This is a genomic window from Bartonella sp. CM120XJJH (assembly GCF_042194715.1).
GTDB lineage: Bacteria > Pseudomonadota > Alphaproteobacteria > Rhizobiales > Rhizobiaceae > Bartonella.
Genome location: NZ_JBHINE010000010.1, coordinates 1 through 26,695, shown reverse-complemented (window position 1 = coordinate 26,695; position 26,695 = coordinate 1). Strand labels below are relative to the sequence as shown.

Sequence of the window (26,695 nt, the reverse complement as noted above, 5' to 3'; positions counted from 1 at the left end):
ATGTAGTTTGACATAAGACTTTATAGTTAAGTGAAAAAGAGGTTGGACTAGTTAGGAATAGGTAGTAATTTTTTATTTTTATAGCTATTTTTTTACCATTAAATACGTGTTTTGTTAAAATAGATTTTGACACTTTAAAATTGCAAAAAAGTGTAAAAATCAGAAAAAATCGAAATTTGGTAGTAAAAATGAAAAAAGGCTTTGGTACAACACCTAAAGCGGAGAAAGACGACCAAGTTTTAAAAAACCTAATTTTACCCACCCATTGTTAATGAGCAAGGGAAGAACAGGAGCGCCATCGGCATTTTTAGGCAGTGTACCCAAAATAAAAAATAACGCTTGAAGATTATTGGCCTGCCCGGGAAATAAGCGCTGCAGAGTGTCAAGAAGCTTCATAGGCTGAATATGGACAAGTTCAAACTTTGCTGTCAAATATCCTTCTTCATCAAAAGAAAAAGGCCCATTAATACGTAACCCACCACCTGTATGAAAAGTCAATTCACCTTGCTTTAAAAGTCCACTTTTTCCATACAGTCGCTGTTGCCAATTTTTTCCTTCATCTTCAGACAGAAAAGAGATGTCATTTAAAATCACTTTCAAGTTGCCATCAATTTTTGGGACATCGACAAAAGAAGATATAAAAATTCGAGAAACATCAAAACCGTCAAAAGTTATATTTCCCGATAAATCATTCTTTTCATGTTTAAGATCAAGTCGAAAAAATTCTGCCGTTATTTTTTGGGTAGCTTCTTTTGGCTCTAATGGCTGAATAGTCACGTTATGCGTATTTTGCAAAGATGCCTGATCTTCTACATTTTCTTGTGTCGTTTTTTTATCTGTTGTTTGTGCTCCTAATGCTTCTTGAGGCTTTTGATCTTCAAGGGAAGAAGAAAGAGGTGAAATTTCAAGCCCCTCAGCTATAAACTTCAATGTTTTACCCGTTTTCCAATAAGGTTCTGTTTCAACCACCAAATTGCGCCAATGCGATACTATGGGAGTTTGTCCGGAAAAAACAATTAATGCAGGAGAATGAACATTAAACTCGACCAAATGAGGTGCATAAATTGGTGCACCAGCTGTCAAACGCCCCGTCGATAAAGAAACCCCATGTAAAGGCCAAGAAAATTGAAACTTGTCACAAACAACACCGACACGTAAAGGATAACCATCCTTATGCACATTCTCACATACCGCCGCCATATTATGGGAAGATACTTTTGTGAATATATCAGAAACATAGTTTTCTATTTTACGTGAAAAAAAAACCAGAGTGCGCTATAAATAAATATCAGAGCAAGACAAAAGAGCCCACAAATTAAATAACTCAAAGAAAAACTTTTTTGTGATGATGGTATTTGAAAGGATTTAGACAATATTCAAACTTTCTTTATCTCTTAACTTCCTCCCCACCCTAAAAAAGGCAAAGATTCTTAACCACGGTCAGTTGATAAACAACCCAACTTCTTAATCGATCGGATTTTATCTGCTAACCACTTCAAGGAGTCCCTATACATCATTCTAAAGTACAGCATCTCATACGCCCACCCAGCAAGATCTTTTTAAGAAAACCCATTACACTCTTTAACAAAAAACACCTCATGTGTAAAGTTTTACATAGATTTTCTACCTCTGCCTTAAACCATACTGTTTCACAGCACAACAAAAATGATAATGAATAGTGTTTCTTAACGATAAAGCCATTGAGCACCCCCATCATTACGCTTATGGAGGAGAGCAAGCCAGCACCATCATTATATTTGGCTAGCCCCCAATGTTGCGACAGCCCTAGGCACTTAAGACAGTTCATAAGAGGCATTTTTAGTCTTTTCTTATACAGTTTTTGCCCACACGCCAACCCTACTTGTGACATGCAAGCAAGAGGTTTTTATTGATTCAACATACACAAATTTGGAATGAGAGAAGCTTACTATATTCGGGATCCTCATTTAATATGAAAAACAGCAAATTAATTATACGAATCAATGCATTATCAAAAATCACACAAGTACGGTCGGTGTGCAAAAAATCTGGTGTAATGCGCTTTCAAACCATTGGCTCAAAGCTCGATCATAGATTAAACGACCTTTCAAATGTGCACAAGCAGGTTGAGCACCTTTTTCAGTCAATTTATGTGCCGAACGCATGACCAAACGCCGCATCATAGCGCGTGTAAATTCAGCATGAAACTGCAAGCCCCATGCATTGTTTCCATAACGAAAAGCCTGTGTAGGATATGTATTCCCTGTTGCCAAAAGCATTGCCTCTTTCGGTAAATCATAAATACCTTCATCATGGAAATGGTAGACCATTTCTGGCCAATTCATCAATTCCTTCCCCTGTGGAGTTGCTTCTAGTGGATACCAGCCCACTTCAACAGTCCCATCACTTCTTGTACCAACGCGCCCCCCTAGATTTCGCGCTAACATTTGTGCTCCAAGACAAATACCCAAAAAAGGCTTATTTTCCTTTAGTGATAACGAAATCCAATCAATTTCCTCACCAATATAGGTTTCGCTGTCATTCACACTCATCGGTCCCCCTAAAATAACAACACCGGCATAATGCTCTAATGTATCAGGGAGTTTTTGTCCAAAAATAGGACGATAAACATCAAGAACAAAACCATTTTGTTGTAAAAATTTTCCCAAACGACCAGTATAGGCAGACCGCCGATGAATAACGACAGCAATCCTTAGTTTGTTATTTTTTTGTTTTTTATCAAAACACCTCTGATTTAAAAACATTTTTTAACCAATCACCTCTGCTACCAAGCAAAACTTTATTTTTAAAGCATAAGAGAATAATTTTATTGGACAAGACTAACGATATTTTTTCTTCTAGGTCAATTGTTTCTTCTGAGAAAACATTCGTATTATCACATTGGTGCAATTTAAAATAAACGAAATTTTTTCCTCGACAAAGATGTTTCTTCTTCTGTTTTAACCCCTGGATCATCAACATTTAAGTGAGTTTGACTGAACATTTTTACATCTTGTTCTTTTATATCTTGTTTCTCCACCTGCGCATTATGCAAAAGAGAATCATCTATAGGTGTTAATTTTTCAAGTTTCTTATCTTCAACACCATCACTTTTTCCCATAACATACTCTTTGTCTTGCTTTTTCGGCACAATATTATCCGCCTCTAATGTGAGAGAAGGCATACAGGGAGGCGCCTTCCATTCAAAACCGCCCAAACGTCCACTGATTGGAGAAACCGCTGACCAAGAAGAAAAAATGGACCCATCACACATCCATACTGGATCACGTTCAGCACGAAGTGCTAAAGAAAGCCATTGACGCACAGCACCTTGATTGTTTCCCTGTGCCTCTTCGATATCTGCCAACAATAAATAAACACTTTCTCGTGGATGATACTCTAATGCTTTTTTTGCCTGCTCTCTCGCTAATGCTGTTTCACCAGCATCTAAAGCTGCTTTAGCAATAAGGAAAGCTGATTCAAATGCATCTTTATTATAAGAAGCAAGTGTCTTAGCTCTTTTCAATCGCCCAATGGCTCCTTCTTCTCTTTCGAGATAAAGCGTCCCCAAATCAGGATGAGGATCCTTTTGCCAAGCCGCTATAATCATTTTATCCGCTTTACGCGTTTCATTTAACTTATAAAGAATATCAGCAGCAATAACTATTATTGGAACAAAATCAGGCGCCAATTTATGGGCTTTCAAAATGGCTTCACGTGCTTGTACAGGATGTGTATCAAACAAAGAAAGTGCCTGCCCACTTAATAGTAAAACTTGGATATGCTGCCGCTCTGGAGTCGTGCGAACAGAACGCGGGAGAGCTTTTTGCGCTCTTTCAAAAATAGTAAGTGCCTTATCCCATTTACCCTCAGTACTTAACCGATCAAGCACCGCTTGATGCGCCCATAAAAGTGCTGGCGATAAAGTCAGCGCCTCTTCGGCATATTGTTGCGCCGCCTCATAAGCTTTACTCTTCATCGCTTCACGAAACAAACCATAAAGTCCAACCAGTTTTGTTGGATCTTCCTTTCTCATCTCCTCATAAAGACCGATGGCGCGAACAGAGTTATTTTGTAAAGACAAGGTTTGCGCTTGTAAGAATTTTACCAATGGCTCTTGTTTTCCTGCAAGATATTTAGCAACCCGTGCTTCCATTTTTTGCGCAACCATACTATCACCAGCAAAAGTTGCAAGAATCCCCTTTGAAAGAGCTTCATAACCACGCTTTTGATGGCGTTTATAAAAATAATTGGAAAGAGCACTCGGTATGGAAAAAAAGAAAGACAATAACCACCATAAAAGCATCAGTGTTACAAAAAACAAAATAAGCACACTTAACACTGTAAGCAGCGAAGCAGAAAATCTGAAATGCAAAAATGTGAGAACAAAAATACCATTGTGATTAGCAACCCACGCGAAAGCTAAACCGAGGATACAAACAACAAAGGTATAAATAAAAACACGTATCATCTTGAGCCTATTTACATCTTTGTTGCTTTTAAAGATCCTTGTTGCACAGACAATAACAATTGCTGCAACAACTGTTGAATAGCAATATGTCTTTCAAGCCGCTTAACAAAATCCATTGAAATATCTTTTGCACTTTGGGGCAATGATTGCCATTCGCCCAAAGCCTTTTCGTAATCACCGGCTTGAATAGCAACTTCCATGCGTGCCACAATAGCCCCAAGCGTCATCCCTTCAACATTTCCAATCGGTCGCGAAACAATAAGCCCTTTTATCCACGTTAAAATTCGGTCAAAAAAACCAGCATCTGACGCAACGATATTTTGCGTACCAACAATTGTATCGGCAACATGAGCAAAATCAACTGAAAGTTGTGCTGAACTTGGAAGACCCACAGTAGCTGTCTTTTGCAACACATCAAGTCCATCAATCGAAGGCGATAATTGCTGTAACAGCTTTAATTCATTATTATAAGACCCACCACGCTCTACAGCATTTTTTAATGAACTAATTGCAGTAAAGAGCGCGGTATTTATTTCTCTTTTCTCACTATTTTTAACAGCAGTTTCTTCCTGTAGTGCTTCTAACTGTTGTTTTAACGCAGCAAGATCATTTGCATTGCTCTGCCCAACAGATAAAGCCATCTCTATTTCTTTCGACTCTCTAACAAAAGTTTGTACAGTTTCTTCAAGAGCTTTTACTTTTTCCTCTAAAATTGCAAAAGCTTTTCTGCTTTCTTCTTTCGATAGTTCATCATTTTTCGTTGTGTTAAACTGCTGTGATGAAAAAGAAGAAAACTCTGTTTTTAACGCGTCGATTTCTTGAAGGACCCGGCTCAATTGTTCTTTTGTGTCTTCACCTTGACTTTTTGCGGCTTCAGCAATCTGCAAAGCTTTTTCCCCTCCAGCAGAATTTTCCACAAAAGGAGAAGAAAAAAAACCAGCCCATTGAAGCCCCATAAAAATTCCCAAAGCAATGAATCCCCCCAAAATTCCAGAAAGGGACAAGAAAAGCCAAGTTGTACTAGAAGTACTTTTATACTGACCTTGCATATTCTGTTTTTCTCGCGCATGAGATTCTACAGAATTGTGGACTTTTTCCTCTGAATCATGGGGAACAGCTTCATGCTCAATAACTGGTTTCTTACGGCGCGTACCAGCATAATGTGGTTTAACTTTTGGTTTTGAAGAATCGACCATCTCTGTCACTTTTCGTGCACACTTTTTTTAATGATAAAATAATAAAATGAAGAAAGTTTTAAAAATGCAGCTTTTCTCAATAATATTTACAATTATAGACTTTAATAGACAAGTTTTTAAAAAAACATTTGCATTTTATACTCAAAAATACAGCTTTATTTTTTAATCAACAATATCATGAAATTCAAAGAAAATGCCAAAACACATATTTTTTCATAGAAAAATCAATTCTAAGAGAAATACTTTGCATCTTTTTCTGTTCATGGTACGCACGCAGGAAAGAAGCTTCAATATAAGGTTTTGTTTAAAATGCGTCTGCTGGGAATAGAAACAAGTTGTGATGAAACAGCAGCGGCTGTCATCAAATATAACAATGAATCAAATAGCCAAATTCTTTCCAATGTTGTTTGGAGCCAAATTGATCACCATGCACCTTACGGCGGTGTTGTTCCTGAAATTGCTGCTCGTGCTCATGTTGAAGTTCTTGATCATTTAATTCTGCAAGCACTAACAGAAGCAAACACAAAATTAAAAGATATTGATGGCATTGCAGCCACCAGTGGACCTGGTTTGATAGGAGGACTGTTGGTAGGCGTTATGAGCGCAAAAGCACTCTCTCTTGCCACTGGCAAACCATTTATTGCGGTAAATCACTTAGAGGGACATGCTTTAACAGCTGTATTAACGCACAACGTCAGCTTTCCCTATTTATTACTTTTGGTTTCAGGGGGGCATACACAAACAATCATTGTTCATGGAGTAGGCAACTACCAACGTTTAGGAACCACTATTGATGATGCATTAGGAGAAGCCTTTGATAAAACTGCAAAACTTTTAGGTCTTCCTTATCCTGGTGGACCAGCACTTGAAAAAGCAGCTTTATTTGGTGATAAAAATCGCATCCCCCTTCCACGCCCTTTAAAGGGTGAAAAACGGTTAGATTTTTCTTTTTCCGGACTCAAAACTGCTGTCCGACAAGCCGCAACAGCCATAGCTCCTCTTACAGAAAATGATATTGCTGACATTGCCGCAAGTTTTCAAGCCGCCGTGACCGATACGATACATGATCGTATTCACCTAGCCCTACAACACTTTACCCACCAATATCCCCTCTCTCATAATCAAAGAAAGCGTTCTCCTGCTTTGGTTGTCGCGGGCGGTGTTGCAGCAAACCAAGCCATTCGCTCTACATTGCAAGAACTTGCCCATCAACATGGTTTTGAATTTATAGCCCCTCCTCTTTCCTTGTGTACCGATAATGCTGCAATGATTGCTTTTGCCGGTGCACAAAAACTCGCACGAGGAGAAACAAGCTCTCTCGACATTGCACCCCGCTCACGCTGGCCATTAGATGAAAAAGCCACGCCCTTGATCGGAATGGGACGCCGTGGAACAAAAGCATAATAAAATTGACGTTCCCCCCACACACATCTTAAAAAACGAAGATTTCTATTCAATCCGGTCTACAGATCGTCCGAACTCTCTATCGAGCGGATTCCACCTGCTTCCCACTCTCACAATTCACTTAACCCAAAGCTCGATACGCAAACCTAAATATTCACCACACATTCTAAAAAATTTCATGTTTCAAAAAACTGCCTTATATCATTACACTTCAAATGACGGTATTTTACAGCATAATAAGATCTACTCTCTCCCACAAAGCATAGATATGAATGTCATTCTTTGATTATCTATTCGTTTCATTGTCATTGTAATCTTAAAGCTTTTTAGAACCAATTTTCTTAATTTTTCCAACAAACTCTTATAGTGACCGCATTTCAAACCATAGCTGCAAAGATAAGCAAAGAGCAAAATACCTTTATACAACATGAAATATCAATGAATCGCGTTTCTCTGCTACACGTTATTTTGAAACAAGAAAAAACAGATAATGCCCGTTCTTTACCCCATTTTAAAAATCATCGTTGATGGTGTTACAAAGATGCTTATAAAAATGCATATTATGAATGCATAATAGTCTATTAAAAAGGAGAACTCATGGCTTATTGGCTTTTTAAATCTGAACCCCACAAATGGTCATGGGAGATGCAAAAGAAAAAAGGAGTTAATGGCGAACAATGGGATGGTGTACGCAATTATCAAGCCCGTAATAATATGCGCGCCATGAAATATGGCGATAAAGGTTTTTTTTATCACTCAAATAAAGGTTTAGAAATTGTAGGCATTGTAGAAATATGTGCTGAAGCACACCATGATTCTACAAGCTCTGATCCACGCTGGGAATGTGTGGATATCCGTGCACTTTGTGACATGCCAACACCCGTTTCATTAAAACAAATTAAAGCCAATCCGAAACTAGCAAATATGGTGCTGGTTAAAGCCAGCCGCTTATCAGTACAACCCGTGACAGAAGATGAATGGAAAGAAGTCTGTTTGATGGGCAACCTTAAAAGTGAAATGCTTTTATCTTAAAACAATAATTTTTATTCATTAACTCATATAAAAAGATGCTTCATAGCGCAGAAGAATAAGCACAACACATCCTTCTGTTGAAGGTATTCTCATGCTAAATGCATAAATATGATATTTTTCTTTGTCATTTTTATCCTGCACTCTTTCTCAATACAGTCTTCCTCCCAAATTACACAAAAAACCTCTTTATGATGTATCATTTCGGCATTGCTAAAGGCAAAGCTTACTCAACGATTATAATAAGCAACACCACAAACATCACACACAGAACCCTTCGCGCACAAATGCAGCAAAAAACAAAACTGAACGTGGATAAAAAAAAATAAAATGACCGTGAAATTCTCCTAAACAGTGCATATGTACTAGGTGTTGTACAGTTTTCTTCACGCTTAAAAACGCATCATATTGAGCATTCACCGTTTTGCATATTGGATGAAAGTCTCTTATACCGCAGGCTTCTCTCATTCCCAACCTGTTTATATTGAATTAATCACAAGCTATTTGCTTGCACATTACAAGCGGAGAAGGTTCCGTATGGATAAAAACGTGAAAGAAAGGACTAAACATTCCTTTTATGAATCGTCTCAAGTGCCAAGGACTGTCCGCAACACCCACGAGATGGCAAACTGTATGATAGTGTCGGCTTGTTTCTCCATAAGCGTAAAGATGATGACACTTAATGGCTAAAACACCTTCTAGAGCATAAAAAATGCTTCCAACCAATACATAAAATACTCTGCAGACGGAAATACCTTCTTTTCAGCAAGCAACCATAGAAATGATAAAAGTTTATTTTTAGAGACCCTCTTTTTTTAATTTTCCTCTTTTAATTTTTCTTGCATGAAATCTCATTTTTCACGAAACTACTCTTTACCAATCAGTGCATCAACATGCCTATAAGGAAAAACATGAACCACTATACTCTTTTAATTGTTGAAGACGATGATCTACGCCCCGTTTTAGTAGAACAATTGCAAATGTATCAAGAGTTTGAAATTTTCCAAGCCAAAACAGCAAAAGCAGGAATGAAAATAATCCAAGAAGAAAATATTGATCTTGCTATTTTGGGACTTGAACTTCCTGATCTTGATGGTTGCAAAGCCGTGAAACAATTACGCACCCAAGGATTTCGTGCCCCTATTATCATAATAACGAATTATGATACAGACTGCGATAATATTTTAGATCTTGAAACAGGCGCCAATGATTATGTGACAAAACCCTTTCGCTTTGCGGTGTTATTAGCGAGAATTCGAGCACAGCTGCGCCAATATGAACAAAATGAAGATGCAACCTTTCACATTGGACCCTATACTTTTAAACTAAGACAAAAACTTCTTCTTGATCAATGTAACAATAAAATCTGTCTCACAGAAAAAGAAGCAGCAATTCTTAAATGTCTCTATCATGCCAATGATAAAATTGTCAGCCGTGAAACATTGTTAGAACAAGTTTGGGGTTATAATGAAAATATTGTCACCCATACTTTAGAAACCCACATCTATCGTTTGCGACAAAAAATCGAAAAAGATCCTTCTAATGCACAAATTCTCATGACAGATCAAAATGGTTATCGTTTAAATCTTTAATTCGAGATTTACTGTTTCAAAAATAATTTTAATATCCTAAATGAAAACAAAAGCGAGATGAAAAAACTTCACATATAATTGGAATGCTATTACATAGAACTTACTCTTATGACAAAATATATAACATTATGAATAAAAACGAAATATTCCAACATGAGAACCAGAAACAAAAATGCTTTCAAACCTCACGATATACTTTGTAACTTCTGCTTCACATGCTTTTGTTCTCTCTAAAATTTTTAATATGTTCCGCATATAAATAATCGTGATATCTTTTAACGACATTCTTGATCATAACTATCATCTTTAGATGCGTGATGTTTATGATTATTTTTTTCAGAAATACCGCTCCACGCACTGCTTTATCTCACATTCACGAACCTAAATTAAGAGATGTTTTTTATCTTTATAGTTTTTCTCCATCCTTTATGATTTTATCTCCTCTTAAGAGGTTATATAATTAATGATATAACGCTAAATGTTTATCCTAACGATAAAGCCACTGAGCACCACCGTCTTTACGCTTATAAAAGAACAAGCTGGCACTATCACACACTTTGTTAGATATCGATGTTGGCAGATAGCCCTTGACACTTGAGATAGTTCATAAGAAGCATTTTAATCCTTCTTTGTACAGTTTTTAACCACCATGAACCATATTATGCAAGATCCCTTAGACTCTGCTATTTTTATGCTTACGAAGACATCAGCATTTTTTTCTCTTAAAATGTTTCCACTATTCATGAAATATGGTTCGGTATATAGATACTTGAGATTTTTTATTCACATGCCAATTCCACATATAATGTACAAAAGAATATTTTTTGATTGTAAATACAAAAAATTGAAATAAGAGAATCCTTCTATATTTGCGGTTCTTATGCCAATGGCAAAATGATTAATTATCTTTATAAATTAAAATATTCCGCACTTGTGGTGATAAAGCAGGAATAAAAATACGTCGCGACTGACGACGCTGTACGAGCAAACCTTGATAAACACGTTTTTGTGCCTGACACATTAAGAGTCCACCAAAATAAGGCAAAAGATAGCGTGCAAATGGCTCATAAAAAAATGAGAACAACCGCGAAACATAACTCGTAGAAGGCATATAATGTACAATTTCTTGTATTGGCCCAGAAACAAAATTTGTTTTTTCGAACAAACGAGTAATTTGTTGCCGACTATAGGGTTCGCCATAACCAAAGGGCGTAGTAATATTTCGCGCCCAAAAGCCAGAGCGATTAGGTACAATAACAATTAAGCGGCCATTGGGTGCTAAAACACGCCATATTTCATTCAACGTTTCAAATGAATTTTCTGTATATTCTAATGCATGTACCAATAAAATACAGTCAACTGACGCATCCGGAAGCGGCAAATCTTCTTCAAAAACAAGCGCTGCAGCAACTTGCTCCGCACAAGGCCAAGACGAAGCACCCTGGGAAGCTGGCATAAAAGCAAAACATTGTTGGGCACGTTCACGCAATATAGAAAGATAAGGAAGTGCATAACCCAACCCCATAATCCGTTTATCCGTAAGATCAGGCCACCATAAATTCAATTGGTCACACAGCGTCTTTTGTACACGCAAACCAAGTGCAGAAGTATAAAAATCTTTCAGCGTAACGATATCCAACTCAACCTACCATGTAGAAACAAATTTCAAACATTACAGATTTTCATATACCCAACTTATATGGACTTCTGTCCTTTTTCCGCAATAGCGAACATTTCAATATTTCATATTTTAAACTTAAATGATCAAAAAATCAGTACAAAAGGATGATTATTGCGTTACAAGCGCTTTAATCATTTTCTTGGAGATGAACCCCATAGAAGTTCTTCATACACTGTTTCCGACATCAATTAAGAAAAAAGCCAACACTGGTTAATTAAAACGAAGCAATCTTTCAAGATAGTTTTTTTCTTCTTCTGGAATATGCTCTTTACCAAGACGTTTGCGAATTTCATCCAAAATCTGCCGCGTACGCATTTGATCACTTTCTTGTGGTAGTGCCTCACCTTCTTGTTCTTCATCTGTTTTTGAAGAAAGTGGGCGTCCTAACGGATCTTTAGGACCAAAACCAGCATTTTGATCATCTCCCGTTTCTTTGAGTGCTTCGCGCATTTTTTTCAAAACATTTTGTGCACCTTGCCTCAAAGATTCCAAAGCATCAGACTGATTTTGTATAGATACCTGATGATTTCCATTATCAAGAGCATTTTCCGCAGAATTCATTTTTTCTTCTGCCCTTTTCAATGCGCCCCCTGTTTCAAATCCTTGTTCTGATAATTCTTTTTCCAATGTTGATAATTCAGACTGCAATTCAGCTTGACGTTTTTTTAAAGATCTGCTTTGTGTCTCCGGCACATTTTCTCCGCGTTTTTGTTCCATCTCTAACTGATGTGTTTCATTGAGAATTTCTTGCTGACGACGCATTAAATCCCCAAGCTGGTCCATCTTTTCTTTCATTTGTGCAGATTGGCTTTTTTCTCCCTCATTTTGATTGCCTTTTTGCACATGCAAATGATCAAGCGTCTGTTCAACTTCCGCCAAGAGTTGTTCAGCTGCTAAAGAAGAGCCCGTTTTAGCCATTTCCTCAATTAAATTTAGCTTTTCTTGTAATGTAGCTTCAGAAAGATTAGGACTTTTTGAGCTTTTAGAATTTTTAGAAACTTGACTATCTGGTGCTTTTTCAGCCAAAGCACGGATATACTCATCCATAGCTTGACGTAAATCTGCCATAAGCCGTTCAATTTCTGCCGCTGAAGCACCGTAACGCAGTGCATCACGTAAAGCAGCTTGTGCTTGTTTTAAATTTTTTTGCACGGATTCAAGCTGATTATCTTCAATACCCAAAGCAATTTGCCATAGATAATCCACCACACCACGCAAATCCTCTTCTGTTTGTGCTAAAGAAAGTCTTGTCCACGCACTTTGTAGAACAAGAAAATGCATTGCATTTTGCAACCCCTTTTCTGGACGTACAAGCAAAGCAGAAAGCATATCCAATACACGCTCTCTCGCAGAAGCATCAAGCGCTAATAAACGACGCAATTCACTCACCGCACGCGCAACAGGATTTGAAAAAACGTGTTGCGGTAATGTCATGACAAAAGTTTTGCTACGTCCTTTCTGCCCCGCACCATCTTCTGCCACCAAAGTAATTTTGACTTGCGAACCCGCCCACGGATGCGCTGATATATCTTGCACCATCCGCATTTTTCCCTTTCCACCACGCGGAAGAAGAAGCTCTATTTCCGGAGCATTATAAAGAGAAGAAGCACTTTTATTCTGAGGAAGAAAAGGCTCTATTTCAACAAAAGCCTTTGTCACACCATAATCATCATCCACCATATATCGTAACTCTAACGATCCCGTTAAAATCCGCCCTGGTTTTTCCAGCCAATGAATTGTCGGAAGCGTGTCCTTAACCATCTGCAAATGCCACTGCTGTTTTTTACGACGTGATGATACAAATAAATTCATTGAATGCTTGAAATGTGTTTCAAAATGAACAATTGGATCATTCAAAGCTGTTTGTTCCGTTTTCTCTGAAAACGAAACTTCCCTCCCATCTTCTACAGACTTTGCTTTTACTGTAATGCCAGCTCCATTGACAACACGCACAACAACATTACTCCCTTCAGGAATTTCTAGTTGTGTTTTCTCATCTTTTGTCAAATAAATCGGTGCCACACCGGTATAAGCAGGTGGTGTTACCCAAGCATCAATCCGCATGAGTTTTTCATCAACGACAGGACGAAAATCAAAGGCATCAGCCAAACGCCCCCCTTGTGAACCAAAAGAAAAACTAAAAGAGCACACAAAAAGAAGAGCACACAAAGCCCTCAAAGCAAAAGGATCGTAATCCGCACTATTAAGAGAGATAAATCCAGTTTTTAAATGATATAATTGCTTTGCCATTCGGCGTTGATGTTCACGCCAAATAACAGCACTAAAATCTTCATCATTTTCAGAACATAAACGATCTGTTTGAATATTCAAAGGCTGGTGTCTAAGATCATTGACGCGTTCAAGACGGCAATTTACTTCCCGCATTGTGGGAAACCGAAAACGAATAAGAAAAAATAAACTCGCCCCAGCACAAACAAGTATAATCCCAAGTAAGAGCAAATGTGACCAATAGCCCAAAATGCCAAAAAGTCCCAACCAGCTAAACGAACAAAAGAGACTAAGAACAAGGAAAAATGGCAACAACCGCACCCACATCCGTTCAAATGAAAGGATCCCCCACATCAAAATGCGCACACACAAAAGCTTCATTGCAAAGCCTTTAATGTTTTTATTTTTCATAAACAAGCATTTATCCCCTTTTATCGTGGTGCATTAAGATCATAAACCCCATACAAAACAATTTCTAGAAAATAAATTGTTTCATCAAAGTTTAGTAAAAATAAGACCAAAAATATTTAATAATGCTCAATCTAATTTGGGTTCAATCCAATCTGGAACATGATCACAGCCTATCAATTGTGCATAATCAAGGCGTGGACGAATAACTGCATAACGTGTATCCTGAACCAGAACCTCCGGCACCAAAAGTCGACTATTATAAGTGCTTGCCATCACTGCGCCATAAGCCCCCGCTCCTGTTAACATCAAAACATCACCCGCTTTCAACACTGGTAAAGAACGTTCCAAGCCTAAATAATCACCAGTTTCACAAATAGGACCAACAATATCAGCATTAATCAGAGGGGCATCTACTGGTGCTTTTTTCACTGGCATTATATTTTGCCACGCATCATAAAGCGTTGGACGCATGAAATCATTCATCGCCGCATCAACAATAACAAAATTTCGTCCTTCCCCCTTTTTTAAATACACAACCGATGTCACCAACACACCGGCTTCACCAACAATACTACGCCCAGGTTCTAAGATAATATTAATCCCTAAAGGAGCAATATATTTCTTTACCAGTTCTGCATACTCAAAAGGAGAAGGTACTGGATGCTGCTCATAACCATAAGGGATACCAAGCCCGCCCCCAATATCGATATGGGTTATCGCATAACCATTATTCCATAATTGACGCACAAAATCTGCAACAATAACAAATGCATCTTCAAACGGTTTTAAATCACAAATTTGACTACCAATATGGAGATCAACACCACACACATGAAGACCGGGCAATTGGGCTGCTTTTTTATATGCATCACCCGCCAAAGACAAAGGAATACCAAATTTATTCTCAGACTTGCCTGTTGTAATTTTCTTATGAGTCTTAGCATCCACATCAGGATTAATGCGTAAAGAAATCCGAGCCGTTTTTGAAAGCGCATCAGCTCGCGCCGATAATTGTTCAAGTTCTTGCTCTGATTCAACGTTAAAACAATAAATATCTTGTGCAAGAGCAAAATCTATTTCTTTCACTGTTTTACCAACACCAGAATAAACAATATTCTGCGCAGGAATACCAACAGCAAGTGCACGCCGTAATTCCCCTTCTGAGACCACATCAGCTCCCGCTCCATTGTTAGCTAAAAGTTGTAAAACCGCTTGATTGGAATTCGCTTTAACCGCATAAGCAATTAAACTCGGCATATCATGAAATGCATTCTGATAATCTTTAAAATGTGCAACGATTGAGCTAGCTGAATAACAATAAAAAGGTGTTCCAACTTTCCGCGCAAGTTCCAAAAGCGAAAGACCTTCAGCGTGGAGCACACCCTGATGATAAGAAAAAAAACGCATAAAAATCCCTATTGTATCAACCTATCAAGAATAAAAGGTTTATCTGTTTTGCCTTGAGGAACAAAAGTTCCTTGTGAAGAATTCACTCCTGGTGAAGGAGGTAACTCTAATGACCCTTTACGCCCACACCCAACGATACCCAAGCCCCCCAAAAGAACAATCATCAACCCCTTTAATATAATTTTCATCTGTCCTCTTTCCTCATCTCGATCTCTTTTTTACCTTTAAAATACAATCACTCAAACGCTCACGAGACGCTTTTTCCAATACGCAATTTGCCGAAGAACCTCTGAAGGTGCTGTTCCCCCAAAGCTTTTACGACTTTCAACAGATTTTTCAACGGTCAAAACATCAAAAAGTGTCGCATTAATATCAGGACAAATTGCTTGAAGTTCATCTAATGATAAATCATGAAGGCGACACTGTTTTTTTTCTGCTAATGCCACAGCACATCCTGTGATATGATGTGCTTCGCGAAAAGGAATCCCTGATTCGCGCACAAGCCAATCAGCAAAATCTGTAGCTGTTGCATACCCTAAATCCGCTGCTTGTTTCATGGCTTTTTTATTCACTTTCAAATCAGCAATCATCCCTGTCATTGCTGCTAGTGATAATTCCAAACTCAAAGCCCCATCAAACACATATTCTTTATCTTCTTGCATATCCTTTGAATAAGCAAGCGGTAATCCTTTCATCACCGTTAACAGCCCCATTAATGCACCATTCAACCTGCCTACTTTAGCCCGAACAAGTTCGGCCGCATCAGGATTTCTCTTTTGTGGCATAATAGACGAACCCGTTGAAAAGGCATCTGATAAATGAATAAAACAAAATTGTTCACTTGACCAAAGAATTATTTCTTCTGCCAATCGCGAAAGATGCATCGCACAAAGAGCACCAGCGCTTAAAAATTCCAATGCAAAATCACGATCCGAAACACTATCAATTGAATTGCGTGTAGGTTCTCGAAAGCCTAGCGCTTTTGCTGTCATAAAACGATCAATCGGAAAGCCTGTCCCCGCTAAAGCAGCCGCCCCTAAAGGCGATTCATTCATTCGCTCAAGGGCATCATGCGTCCGCGATAAATCTCGACCAAACATTTCAACATAAGCCATCATATAATGACCAAATGTTACGGGTTGAGCCAATTGTAAATGCGTAAAGCCTGACATAAAAGTATCAACATGTTGTTCTGCGCGAATAAGCAATTGCTCTATTAATCCTTTCAAAGCTTGTGCTATCTTTTGCGTTGCTTCACGCACCCACAAGCGAAAATCAACAGCAACTTGATCATTGCGTGAACGCGCCGTATGCAAACGCCCTGCTACAGGACCAATCAATTCGCTCAGTCGTGCTTCAATATTCATATGAATATCTTCAAGCTTTCGTGAAAAAACAAATTTACCGTCTTCAATTTCTTGGCGAATAAGTTTCAAACCATGAGCAATTTTTTCATAATCTGATTGTGAAATGATTTTCGTTTGCGCTAACATAGCCGCATGAGAAAGAGAACCTTCAATATCTTGTCGATAAAGTTTTTGATCAAAATCAATAGAAGCATTAATTTCTTCCATAATTGCAGCAGGACCTGCCGCAAACCGACCACCCCACATTTGGTTCTTTAACTTCTCATCTGTCATATTCTGAAAATACCCATCCAAAGGACAAAATTATGATTTTTCAAATTTTCATCAGCAAAAAAAACAATAAAAAAAGGCAATTCTCTCTTGCATTCTTTATCATTGCATTGAGTTTATACGCAACCATAAACTACGATACCAAAAGAGAGTCTTTTCTTTTCAATTTCATTTCAGCAGCACAAGCACAAAAAATAAACACTGATAAAGCACGAGCAGAAAAAATGATGGCGATACGAAAAGCAGCAAAAGGCTTTTTTAGCCACATACGATTTGCTGATACGCCCTCAGATATGAATAAACTCTCTTTCAAGGATATTCAAGGAAAAGAGCACACTCTCAGCGAATTTACTGGAAAACCAATGCTGGTCAATCTATGGGCTATTTGGTGTGCACCTTGCCGCACAGAAATGCCCGAACTTGCGCAATTAAAACGTGAATTAGGTGGTGAAAACTTTGATGTCATAGCTATTAATATCGATAAAACTGCTTCTCCTGAAAAAATTCAGCAATTTTTACAGAATATTCATTCAGATAATTTGCTTTACTATCGCGATGAAACAATGGATATTTTCAACAATGTTAGAAAACAAGGGCTCGCTTTAGGACTCCCCGTTACATTGCTCATCGATAAAGAGGGATATCTCATTGCTTCCTTCAATGGTGCTGCTCCATGGGTCAATGACGATGCCAAAGCACTTATAAAAGCAGTCATTAAAGAAGCCCTATAACCTAATAACCGCGTCTTTTTAAACGTTGTATAATGAGATCCAGTGCTGACAAAAAAGCAGAACGGTCTTTGCGACAAAAAGGACGGGGACCACCTGTTATGCTGCCCTGTCCACGCAAATCTTCCATCAAATTGCGCATCGCCAAAGCCTGACCAATTGAATTTACATCAAAAATACGCCCCGTTGGCGAAAGACAAAAACCCCCAGCTTGCACAACCCGTGCTGCTAAAGGAATATCACTGGTAATAACGATACTTGCCTCATGCACATGTTCTACAATCCAATCATCAGCACCATTGAATTCACCAGCAACGACCACTCTTTCAATGAGTGCTTCATCTGGAAGGGACAAAGAACGATTTGCCACAACAAATGTCTTAAGCTGATAACGATTCATCACACGATAAACTTCATCTTTTACAGGACAAGCATCCGCATCAATCAACAAAGTGATAGCAGGCTTTATTGGGATACTCATACCTTGGCTTTCAAGCAATAATAAGCTCTTTCATTCATCTGAATGTTGCAAATCCTTGCGATAAAACATTATTGCCGCGTTTATTTCTCCTCCCAAAATAAAAATTGCACTCAATATGTAAAGAAAAATAATAGCAACCATAATAGATGCCAACCCTGCATAGGTTGAAATATAATCAAACATCGTTAAATATTGCGCAAAAGCGATAGAAGCCATAAACCATATAAACATTGTCACCACTATTCCTGGTAAAATATCTATAAATTTCCGCCGCCCTGCTGGAAGCCACTTATGAACAATCAAAAGACTAATAAACAAAATAACGATTGCAACTGTATAACGCCATACACGAATAGCAGCAATATATTCAGTCATAAAAAAAGAATGGTTTTGCATAATTTTGATCAACAAAGGCGTCAGAATCAATAAAAAGCTAATCACAACAAGACCAACAGCTCCAAGGATTACAAAAAACAGACTTTGAAAACGACAAAATAACAAACTCCGTCGATCAGTAACACGGTAAGCTTTATTTAAAGCCGTACGCAAAGCCTCTATCCCATTAGAAGCAAAATAAGCCGCTCCAATGACAGAAAGCGTCAACACACCTCCTCGATGAATGGTTAAAACATTGACAATTTCCTGAGATAAAGGCTCTGCAATAACATCAGGCAATAACTGCACCAGTGCTTTAATTTTTTGCGGTGTATAAGTAAAAGCACCTAGAAAACGAGCAAACGATGTTCCAAAAATAAAAAAAGGGAAAAATGCTAAAAGCCCCGATAGCGCAACATGGCTTGCAAAAGCACTACCATTATCACGCCAATAATGACTTACTGCGTCACCAAAAATACGATAGCTATACCAAAAGATATTTTTTAACAAAACTCAATACTTTCTGGTAAAACTCTTCCTCAGTCTATTTCAAGTTTTATAAAAATCATCAAAACTCTGCAAATAAATATTTTGCAATGTTGTAGTATAAAGGGCAATAATCAATACGGTCAAGCCTGCTTTATACCAAAACCAAAACAATAACCCACTCTATGAAGTTCTACAACGATTTCATTTTTTTGTCTCTTCTACAGATCAGTAAACTCTTCTGTACATCATATGCCCTATAGCGATCTAAGCAAGATGATCGTGCACACATAAGACCTTTTGAAGTCATGGTTATCTGTATCGAAGCAATCGCCACTCTTTTTTATTGCAATCTATGACTGAGTAGAGAAAAAACTTCTTATCGATTTCTAGAAAAAACCAACGAAATTCAACACAAACCCCTTGCTTTTACTCACCCTTTTTTAGAAACACTCTGACGTCCAAAATCAGGAGCATCAATTTCCTGTCCAGCATCAATAATATTGCGACGTACAGCACGCGTACGTGTAAAAAAATTAAACAATGTCTCACCATCTCCTAAACGAATTGCCTGCTCTAAAAAAGAAAGCCCCTCACTAAAACGGCTCAACATTTCTAAAATAGCATCCTTATTATGCAAACAAATATCACGCCACATAACAGGATCAGAAGATGCCAAACGGGTAAAATCACGAAAACCTGAAGCGGAATAAGCAATGACTTCTGAATTTGTCACCTTTTCTAAATCACTCGCTGTCCCAACAGTATTATAAGCAATTAAATGCGGCAAATGCGAAACAATAGCCAAAACAAGATCATGATGTTTAGGATCCATCTTTTCGACACGCGCACCACAAGCTTCCCAAAACGCTGTTAATTGTGCAGCAGCAGCAGCATCACTCTCAGCAAAAGGCGTTAAAATACACCAACGATTCATAAACAAATCAGCAAAACCAGCATCCGGTCCTGAATATTCCGTTCCAGCAATTGGATGCCCTGGAATAAAATGAACCGTTTTTGGTAATAAAGGTGCCATTTCCGCAATAACCAACGATTTCGTAGAACCAACATCACTCACAATCGCCCCAGGTTTTAAATGATCACGAATGGTTTTTGCTACTTCTGCACTAGCCCCAACAGGAACAGAAAGAATAACCAAATCTGCTCCTTCAACAGCTTTTGCATTATCTGTCGTATAAAAATCCCCAAGCTCCAATTCACGCGCTCTTTCCAATGTTTCTTGACGACGTGTTGCAATAGAAATCTGAGCTGCAAGTTTTTTCTTTTTAATCACTCTTGCTAAAGAGGACCCAATCAGACCGATTCCAATGAGTGCTATTTTTTCAAACTGAATATGGGGCATCTTTCACCTTTAAAGATTCTTTGCAAATGGCAATAAAGACAACTGTAAAATCATAATTTTTCTGTCTATTTGTTCAAGAGTTTTGCGTAAAACATTAAAAAACGACAACTAGGGAATAAAGAATAACGCAGTTTACCAATCATCACCTGCGCAAGCTGACAACAGATCATTTTACCTAGAAAATACATAAAAAATAAATGACGAGAAATCTAACATCATGCTCTAAAACTCCCTCTTAATTACTGATCAAAGCGCATCACCGAAACAAAATAAAATGCACTCTCAATTAGGATAACAACGACTCTACATAAAATCCCATAAGTTTACTTTATCTTACTAATTTACTCACAAAAAACACATCAAAAGCGTAAGCAGACACCAACTCTTCCCCAATTATCCCGATACGTCCAATTAATTTATACATTAGACCTATATAAGAACGTATTATGCCTCCACCTACAACATCAACACAAGTTTTGCGAATATTGAAAACACCGTAAAACAACGCATACAAAAAAATACCATTAAAAACATTTTCCCCTCCCGATTTCTGATACCGTAAATCAAACAAATACGAGAAAAACACGCCCTCTTAATAAAGAAAAAGTTTGATAACAAAAACACCGAATATCCCTTCAATGGAGTCACAACCCTCACGTAAAACAGAATGCCCTAAACAGAATAGATTTGGATTACAAATTCATGTGTTTGTTTTAAAAAAACATCTCGCTCCCCAGCCTATCTCACGACAGTGTTCGTAAATGTTATAACTATAAATCCATTAAGCACGACTCTCTTTACACTTAATAAACACTACCATTATATTTGCCTACCCCCAATGTTGCGAAAAACCTTGGAATTTGAGAGCATTCATAAGAGACATTTTTAGTGCTTCCTTGTACAGTTTTTATTCACACGCCCCCCCACTTATGACGTGCAAAAGACATTGTTCTGATTGATTCAATATGAAAAATTATGAATTATTAATAATAAACAATAGCTAGCTCTGTTTATGAAACACATTCATTGCTAAGAAATCATTTCTGTATCAAACATAAAAGTCTCCCCATAGGTACTGTCGTTTTCATCATAATCTATTTTGACTTTCTCCTCATCCCACGAAGATTCTTAATTCATACCGATCTGCAAACAATTCATTTTCTTGTCTAAAAGATTCCGCTGGATTACTATTTTAAGTGATTCAATTAATCTATAATATATTGATTTATAAAAATAATTATTTTTTTCAATTTGAATCATGACTTCGAATACTGTAAAATTCTTCCATCACAACCCCTCTTATCAATTAAAATCCCTTATCTGTACGTCACAAGAAGACATGTAAGCAAAAAATGATGAAAAACGCTCTCAATGCTAAAAACTGCAGCAACATTAGAGGCTAGCAAAGTATATAATGAATGTCGACTTGCACTTTTATTAAGCGTAACGATAGAGTTGCTCTATGGATTTTATATTCTTCACAAGGAACTTTACTTCTACACCATTCACAAACGTCGTCATAAAATAGATATGACGCACATTGAAAAATATTTCTAAGAAAGCGTATGAATTTACCATACAAGTGTCTTCTGTTGTTTGAGATGCTCTGTTTTGCATGAGGGGTGTTACCCCTATTAAGGCGCTATGAACTAGCCTAATATTCACCACATACTCACACAAAAACACCGAATGCGTAAAATTTTACCTGAGCTCTATATCACGAACCAACAGTGTTTTTCGACACAACAAAATAATAAAACCCTGTAAAAACTGCCTTTCGAAGAAAAATAATTTTTCTGAAGAAAAGTTTCTATAAAACTTTCAAGCTCTTCAAACGCATCCTCAAAAATACAACTAACCTCCACTTGATTAACACAAAAGTTTTAATTGCTGAAAATACCTCTGTGGCGTACTAAAAATAAAAAATCATCATATTTTTAAACTGTTAAGCTGCCATCTGGCGTCGTGCAATAATTGTAAGCCCTAACAAAACTTGACGAATGATAGCTTCACCCAAAAGTGGATTTTTACGACTGTCTAAAACAGCACCCTGAATTCTTTCCATTGCATAAGAAATTTGTTCTAACTTCCAATATTTTAAAGCTTGTTCAACGATCTTTTTCCGTTGAAAAAAAATGGGAGGCCGCGCTTGAGAAACCACCGTAAAAGGTGATTTTCCTTCAACCTCTACCTGATAACGCAATAGCTGTAATTGCTGAAAATGCCTTTGAGCTGTATTCAAAATAAAAAAAAGCGCCCCATGCACTGCTGCATGTCGGTTAAAATGCGCTTCAAAGCCTGATATATCACCCAATAAAAGAGCATCAATGACTTCATCTTGAGAAAGAGCACTGACATCGCTTACAACAGCTTTTACATCTTCAAGAGTAATATGAACATTTGCAGCGTAAAGACAAAGCTTTTCTAATTCACCTCGTGATACAAGGCGATCCGCCCCTAAACTTTCATGCAACCATCTACGTGCATCCAAAGAAAGAGTCTTCTTAAACTGTCCCAAAACCTCATCAATCAAACCGTCAAGAGAACGCATATCATCTGCAAAACAGGGCAAAGCCATTGCTTTTGATGCCGTCTCAACAGCATTGCGCAACCCTGTTCCTTTTTTTAAATCCCCAGCCTCAATGAGAATAAAACAAGCCTCTGGTGGCTTCTCAATTAAAAGCTTCAAGGCAGAAAGAAAACCTTTTTGGTTAGCAGCATTAGAGATCCATATCAAACGATCTCCCCCAAAAAGCGATAACGTACGCGCTTCATTTTCCAAACGTGCGGGATCTTTATCAATTTCAGCAGCATCCAAACGAATTGTCGAAAATGGATCTTCTATTGCTACCTGTGTAAGTTTTGCAAAACGTTGTGCACGCTCACAAATAAGACCACGATCTGGCCCATAAATGAGAACAACAGGAAAAACACGCGAAAAACGCATTAAAAACTGATCAACTTCATGTGCTTTTTTCTGAACCACACTATTAATCCATTAACAGTTCATCATCATCAAGAACTTCCCCGCGAACTTTCTGAAACATGCCAATTAAATCATTGACATCCAAGCCCTTACGCTCTTCATGACAGACATCCAAAATCACTTTTCCACCATGCAACATCAAGGTGCGATCGCCATAATCAAGAGCCTGACGCATAGAATGAGTCACCATGATAGTCGTTAATTTTTTCTCTTCAACGATTTTTTCAGTCAACCGCATCACAAAATCAGCCATTCCAGGATCAAGCGCTGAGGTATGTTCATCAAGCAATAAAACATCCGCATGGGCTAATGTTGCCATCACAAGGCAAACAGCTTGACGTTGCCCACCTGATAAACTGTCCATAGGATTATGAATATATGCTTCAAGACCAATGCCTAATTGAGCAATTTTCTCTCGAAAAAATTGCCGTTTCTCATGGTTTAAAGCCGAGCGCAAACCACGACGATTTCCTCGAAGAGCAGCAAGAGCCAAATTTTCTTCAATTGTTAAAGAGCCACAACTTCCCTCTAACGAATCTTGAAAAACACAAGCAACCTTTCCAGCGCGTTCACTGACTGATTGCCTAGAAACATTTTGCCCATTGATAACCACTTTCCCTGTTGAGGGAAGCGTTGCACCCGCTAAAACACTGAGCAAGGTTGATTTACCAGCGCCATTTGAACCGATAACCGTAACAAAACTACCCTGATCAATTTTAAGGTTAATATCAATCAAAGCCTGTTTTTCCAAAGGTGTTTGCGGTTTAAATGTAACCCCAACATGAGAAAACTCAATCACGTTTACGCCTCCTAAAATAGCGTGGCACAATAAGGGTTAAAATAACCAACAGTGAAGTAATCAACTGAAGATCTGTCGACGTATCAATACCAATTCCATTTGCTTCAAATGCAAATTGTACCGCCACACGATAAAGCACAGATCCCACAATACAGCTGATTATAATCCAAAAAATATTACGCGTACGAAAGAGAGTTTCACCGATAATCACAGCTGCCAACCCAAAAACAATTGTTCCAATTCCACCGGTAATATCCGTTGCAATCGCAGTTTGAATATAAAGAGAACCACCAAGTGCAACACAGGCATTTGAAAGCCCCATACCAAAATAAATTAACGCCGACGTATGGACCCCTTGCGCCGTCGCCATGCGTGGATTAGCTCCCATTGCACGCATAGCAAGACCAATTTCACTTTCCAAAAAACGCCAAATCAAAAACGCCATAATCAGCAATACAGTACCAATGAAAAGAGGACGCACAAAAATATCAGACAAACCAAACAGATTATAAAAGGGCGTTAACGCCGTATCAGCAAGCGCTAAATTAACATTAGATCCTCCCATAATTCCCATAATACGAAGATTAACCGTATAGAGTGCTGACATTGTTAAAATGGAAGCCAAAAGATTCAAAATACCAAAACGCAAATTCAACATAGCTGTTAATAAACCAGCTACCATGCCTGCACAAAAAGCACATGCCATAGCTGCCCATGCATTAAAACCTAAAAGAATCAAGACGCCGCAGACACAAGACCCAAGAAGAAATGAGCCATCAACTGTTAAATCAGGAAAGTCCAAAACACGAAAAGAGAGATAAACCCCTATAGCCACAAACGCATAAATAAGACCTAATTCCACAGCGCCAGAAAACGCAAATATATTCATGTAAAGACAATCCCCATGAAAACTTAACGTATTTTATTGTATCAATATCCTATCAATGAAAGTTATCGTATCACTTTTGTCGCACGATCAATAACTGCCTGCGGAATAACAATCCCCGCTTTTTCTGCTGCTTTCATATCAATTCGAATGTCATTATTAGCCGCCTGCACAACATCAATATCACCAGGCTTTTCACCCTTTAGAATACGCACAACCAACTTCCCAGCATCAGCCCCTACATCATAGAAATTCACACCTTGCGTCATAAAGGGACCGCGCCCAATAGAGTTAGCATCAACAGTAAATATAGGAACATTTGCTTCCTGTGAGACCTTTACTGCACCCTCCAAAACAGAGAGAACCGTATTATCAGCGGGAATAAAAATGATATCTACTTTACCGATTAAAGCCCGTGTTGCTGCTTGGACATCTGAAGGTTTTGGTGCTGATGAAGGAATGATTTCAATTCCAACCTTTTTTGCTACATCCTTTAACACTTTAAGTGTTGAAACAGAATTTGCTTCAGAAGCATTATAGAGATAACCTATTTTTTTCAAATTTGGTTTTACTTCTTGTAAAAGTTTAACACTTTCTGCAACATCTATACGATCAGAACTCCCCGTCATATTACCGCCAGGTTTGGTAAGCGAAGAAACGATTTTAGCTCCGATCGGATCAGAAATCGCCGCAAAGACGATAGGTATTGTTTTTGTTGCCGCAAGCATTGTTTGTGCTGAAGGCGTGGTAATCGCTACAATAACATCAGGTTTATCACCAACAAATTTACGTGCAATTTGCGTTGCTGTTGAAATATTGCCCTGTGCTGATAAAAAAGTAAGTTGAAAATTTTCACCTTGCTTATAACCATTTTCTGCAAGAACATCTTCCACACCTTTACGAACAGCATCCGCAGCAGGATGAATCATAATTTGTGTGAGTGCAACTTTAATGTGTTTAACTTGGTCATCCGCTTTTGCAACACTGTTCATCATAAAAACAGCTGCAATGATAATCCCTAATATATTTATTCTCTTCAACATTATACTCCACCCCTCTCTATGCAAAATTAAAAAAGGAATAATCTATTACTGAAGAATCTTCTAAAATCAATCTTTATTTCATTTTATTAAAACATGGACAAAATAAATCAAACTAAAATGATATTTTTTTGTTGCAATTCGTAGAAGCCTACGCCATACAGACAGGACATATATCGAATCGGTAAGCGGGTGTAGCTCAGGGGTAGAGCACAACCTTGCCAAGGTTGGGGTCGTGGGTTCGAATCCCATCGCCCGCTCCATTGAATTTTGTATTTATTCGTTCTTGTGTGGAGTTATAGCTTGTTGTAGCTTGTGTAGCTTGCCAGCGGGTTTTGTATATTTTGCCACTAGGTTTTGTAGCAATTTATTTTTTCTCAAAGAGTTTTAAAGGTGTTTTCAAAGGATCTTCAAAGGTCTTTCAAAGATCATTTAAAACCTCTTCCATGAATCTTTTTTTCTTCCTCTAAAAGTCGCAATTTGAGATGATGAGTTCTTGAGCCAGAATCGGATTA

The 26,695-nt window shown here is 38.0% G+C and carries 20 protein-coding genes, 1 tRNA gene and 1 pseudogene; 5 read left to right on the top strand and 17 right to left on the bottom strand.

All coding sequences use genetic code 11. The features are described from left to right. Positions 1 to 213: 213 nt before the first annotated feature. The 5 genes and pseudogenes from ACFIKU_RS05595 to ACFIKU_RS05575 form a co-directional block, all read right to left on the bottom strand. Positions 214 to 1,200 (bottom strand): DUF2125 domain-containing protein, encoded by a 987-nt coding sequence (locus ACFIKU_RS05595; protein WP_375656922.1) that lies wholly within the window; start codon positions 1,198 to 1,200, stop codon positions 214 to 216. A gap of 488 nt (positions 1,201 to 1,688) precedes the next feature. After that, positions 1,689 to 1,793 (bottom strand): annotated as a pseudogene (locus ACFIKU_RS05590) (DUF4102 domain-containing protein); the annotation flags it as partial. A 204-nt stretch (positions 1,794 to 1,997) separates the two neighbouring features. Then, positions 1,998 to 2,744, bottom strand: a complete 747-nt coding sequence (locus ACFIKU_RS05585; RefSeq protein ID WP_375656921.1) for a glutamine amidotransferase — start codon at positions 2,742 to 2,744, stop codon at positions 1,998 to 2,000. Between the two features lie 146 nt (positions 2,745 to 2,890). Beyond that, positions 2,891 to 4,450 (bottom strand): heme biosynthesis protein HemY, encoded by a 1,560-nt coding sequence (locus ACFIKU_RS05580; protein ID WP_375641179.1) that lies wholly within the window; start codon positions 4,448 to 4,450, stop codon positions 2,891 to 2,893. 11 nt (positions 4,451 to 4,461) lie between these two features. Then, entirely contained in the window at positions 4,462 to 5,646 is a 1,185-nt protein-coding gene (locus tag ACFIKU_RS05575; protein WP_375656920.1) for a mitofilin family membrane protein, read from the bottom strand. Between the two features lie 309 nt (positions 5,647 to 5,955). Here ACFIKU_RS05575 and tsaD point away from each other — a divergent pair, with 309 nt between their 5' ends. From tsaD to ACFIKU_RS05560, 3 genes are all read left to right on the top strand, one after another. Continuing rightward, on the top strand, positions 5,956 to 7,050 hold the full coding sequence (gene tsaD / locus ACFIKU_RS05570; RefSeq protein ID WP_375656919.1) for a tRNA (adenosine(37)-N6)-threonylcarbamoyltransferase complex transferase subunit TsaD: 1,095 nt from the start codon (positions 5,956 to 5,958) through the stop codon (positions 7,048 to 7,050). Between the two features lie 597 nt (positions 7,051 to 7,647). After that, on the top strand, positions 7,648 to 8,082 hold the full coding sequence (locus ACFIKU_RS05565; protein WP_375641184.1) for an EVE domain-containing protein: 435 nt from the start codon (positions 7,648 to 7,650) through the stop codon (positions 8,080 to 8,082). Positions 8,083 to 8,990: 908 nt separating this feature from the next. After that, positions 8,991 to 9,671 (top strand): response regulator transcription factor, encoded by a 681-nt coding sequence (locus ACFIKU_RS05560; RefSeq protein WP_375656918.1) that lies wholly within the window; start codon positions 8,991 to 8,993, stop codon positions 9,669 to 9,671. A gap of 898 nt (positions 9,672 to 10,569) precedes the next feature. Here the strand turns inward: ACFIKU_RS05560 and ACFIKU_RS05555 are convergent. From ACFIKU_RS05555 to argH, 5 genes are all read right to left on the bottom strand, one after another. Next, positions 10,570 to 11,310 (bottom strand): methyltransferase domain-containing protein, encoded by a 741-nt coding sequence (locus tag ACFIKU_RS05555; protein WP_375641188.1) that lies wholly within the window; start codon positions 11,308 to 11,310, stop codon positions 10,570 to 10,572. Between the two features lie 252 nt (positions 11,311 to 11,562). Continuing rightward, complete coding sequence (locus ACFIKU_RS05550; RefSeq protein ID WP_375656917.1) at positions 11,563 to 13,992, bottom strand: TIGR02302 family protein; 2,430 nt, start codon at positions 13,990 to 13,992, stop codon at positions 11,563 to 11,565. Positions 13,993 to 14,118: 126 nt separating this feature from the next. Continuing rightward, on the bottom strand, positions 14,119 to 15,399 hold the full coding sequence (gene lysA, locus ACFIKU_RS05545; RefSeq protein WP_375641191.1) for a diaminopimelate decarboxylase: 1,281 nt from the start codon (positions 15,397 to 15,399) through the stop codon (positions 14,119 to 14,121). 8 nt (positions 15,400 to 15,407) lie between these two features. Continuing rightward, the gene (locus ACFIKU_RS05540) at positions 15,408 to 15,587 is read right to left on the bottom strand and encodes an LPS translocon maturation chaperone LptM (RefSeq protein ID WP_375641193.1); all 180 of its coding nucleotides are present in this window, start codon (positions 15,585 to 15,587) and stop codon (positions 15,408 to 15,410) included. 51 nt (positions 15,588 to 15,638) lie between these two features. Beyond that, entirely contained in the window at positions 15,639 to 17,039 is a 1,401-nt protein-coding gene (argH, locus tag ACFIKU_RS05535) for an argininosuccinate lyase (protein ID WP_375656916.1), read from the bottom strand. Between the two features lie 32 nt (positions 17,040 to 17,071). Between argH and ACFIKU_RS05530 the strand changes: the two genes are divergently transcribed. Continuing rightward, positions 17,072 to 17,767 carry a TlpA disulfide reductase family protein gene (locus ACFIKU_RS05530; RefSeq protein ID WP_375656915.1) on the top strand — a complete coding sequence of 232 codons (696 nt, stop codon included), beginning with the start codon at positions 17,072 to 17,074 and terminating at the stop codon, positions 17,765 to 17,767. A 1-nt stretch (position 17,768) separates the two neighbouring features. Here ACFIKU_RS05530 and ACFIKU_RS05525 read toward each other — a convergent pair whose 3' ends face one another. The 7 genes from ACFIKU_RS05525 to ACFIKU_RS05495 all read right to left on the bottom strand — a co-directional run bounded on the left by ACFIKU_RS05525 (position 17,769) and on the right by ACFIKU_RS05495 (position 26,183). Beyond that, positions 17,769 to 18,245 (bottom strand): YaiI/YqxD family protein, encoded by a 477-nt coding sequence (locus tag ACFIKU_RS05525; protein WP_375656933.1) that lies wholly within the window; start codon positions 18,243 to 18,245, stop codon positions 17,769 to 17,771. Between the two features lie 30 nt (positions 18,246 to 18,275). Continuing rightward, a complete protein-coding gene (locus ACFIKU_RS05520) occupies positions 18,276 to 19,130 on the bottom strand; it encodes a YihY/virulence factor BrkB family protein (RefSeq protein ID WP_375641199.1) in 855 nt (284 codons plus the stop codon). A gap of 409 nt (positions 19,131 to 19,539) precedes the next feature. After that, complete coding sequence (locus ACFIKU_RS05515; RefSeq protein WP_375656914.1) at positions 19,540 to 20,469, bottom strand: prephenate/arogenate dehydrogenase family protein; 930 nt, start codon at positions 20,467 to 20,469, stop codon at positions 19,540 to 19,542. 1,945 nt (positions 20,470 to 22,414) lie between these two features. Then, positions 22,415 to 23,455, bottom strand: a complete 1,041-nt coding sequence (holA, locus tag ACFIKU_RS05510) for a DNA polymerase III subunit delta (protein WP_375656913.1) — start codon at positions 23,453 to 23,455, stop codon at positions 22,415 to 22,417. A gap of 4 nt (positions 23,456 to 23,459) precedes the next feature. Continuing rightward, complete coding sequence (locus tag ACFIKU_RS05505) at positions 23,460 to 24,254, bottom strand: ABC transporter ATP-binding protein (RefSeq protein WP_375656912.1); 795 nt, start codon at positions 24,252 to 24,254, stop codon at positions 23,460 to 23,462. Further along, positions 24,247 to 25,143 carry an ABC transporter permease gene (locus ACFIKU_RS05500; RefSeq protein ID WP_375641205.1) on the bottom strand — a complete coding sequence of 299 codons (897 nt, stop codon included), beginning with the start codon at positions 25,141 to 25,143 and terminating at the stop codon, positions 24,247 to 24,249. The genes ACFIKU_RS05505 and ACFIKU_RS05500 overlap by 8 nt, the downstream gene beginning before the upstream one ends. Before the next feature lie 62 nt (positions 25,144 to 25,205). Further along, on the bottom strand, positions 25,206 to 26,183 hold the full coding sequence (locus tag ACFIKU_RS05495) for an ABC transporter substrate-binding protein (RefSeq protein ID WP_375656911.1): 978 nt from the start codon (positions 26,181 to 26,183) through the stop codon (positions 25,206 to 25,208). A 185-nt stretch (positions 26,184 to 26,368) separates the two neighbouring features. On the opposite strand from ACFIKU_RS05495, the gene ACFIKU_RS05490 reads away from it, so the two are divergent. Then, positions 26,369 to 26,443: transfer RNA gene (locus ACFIKU_RS05490), tRNA-Gly, on the top strand. Positions 26,444 to 26,695: the final 252 nt, after the last annotated feature.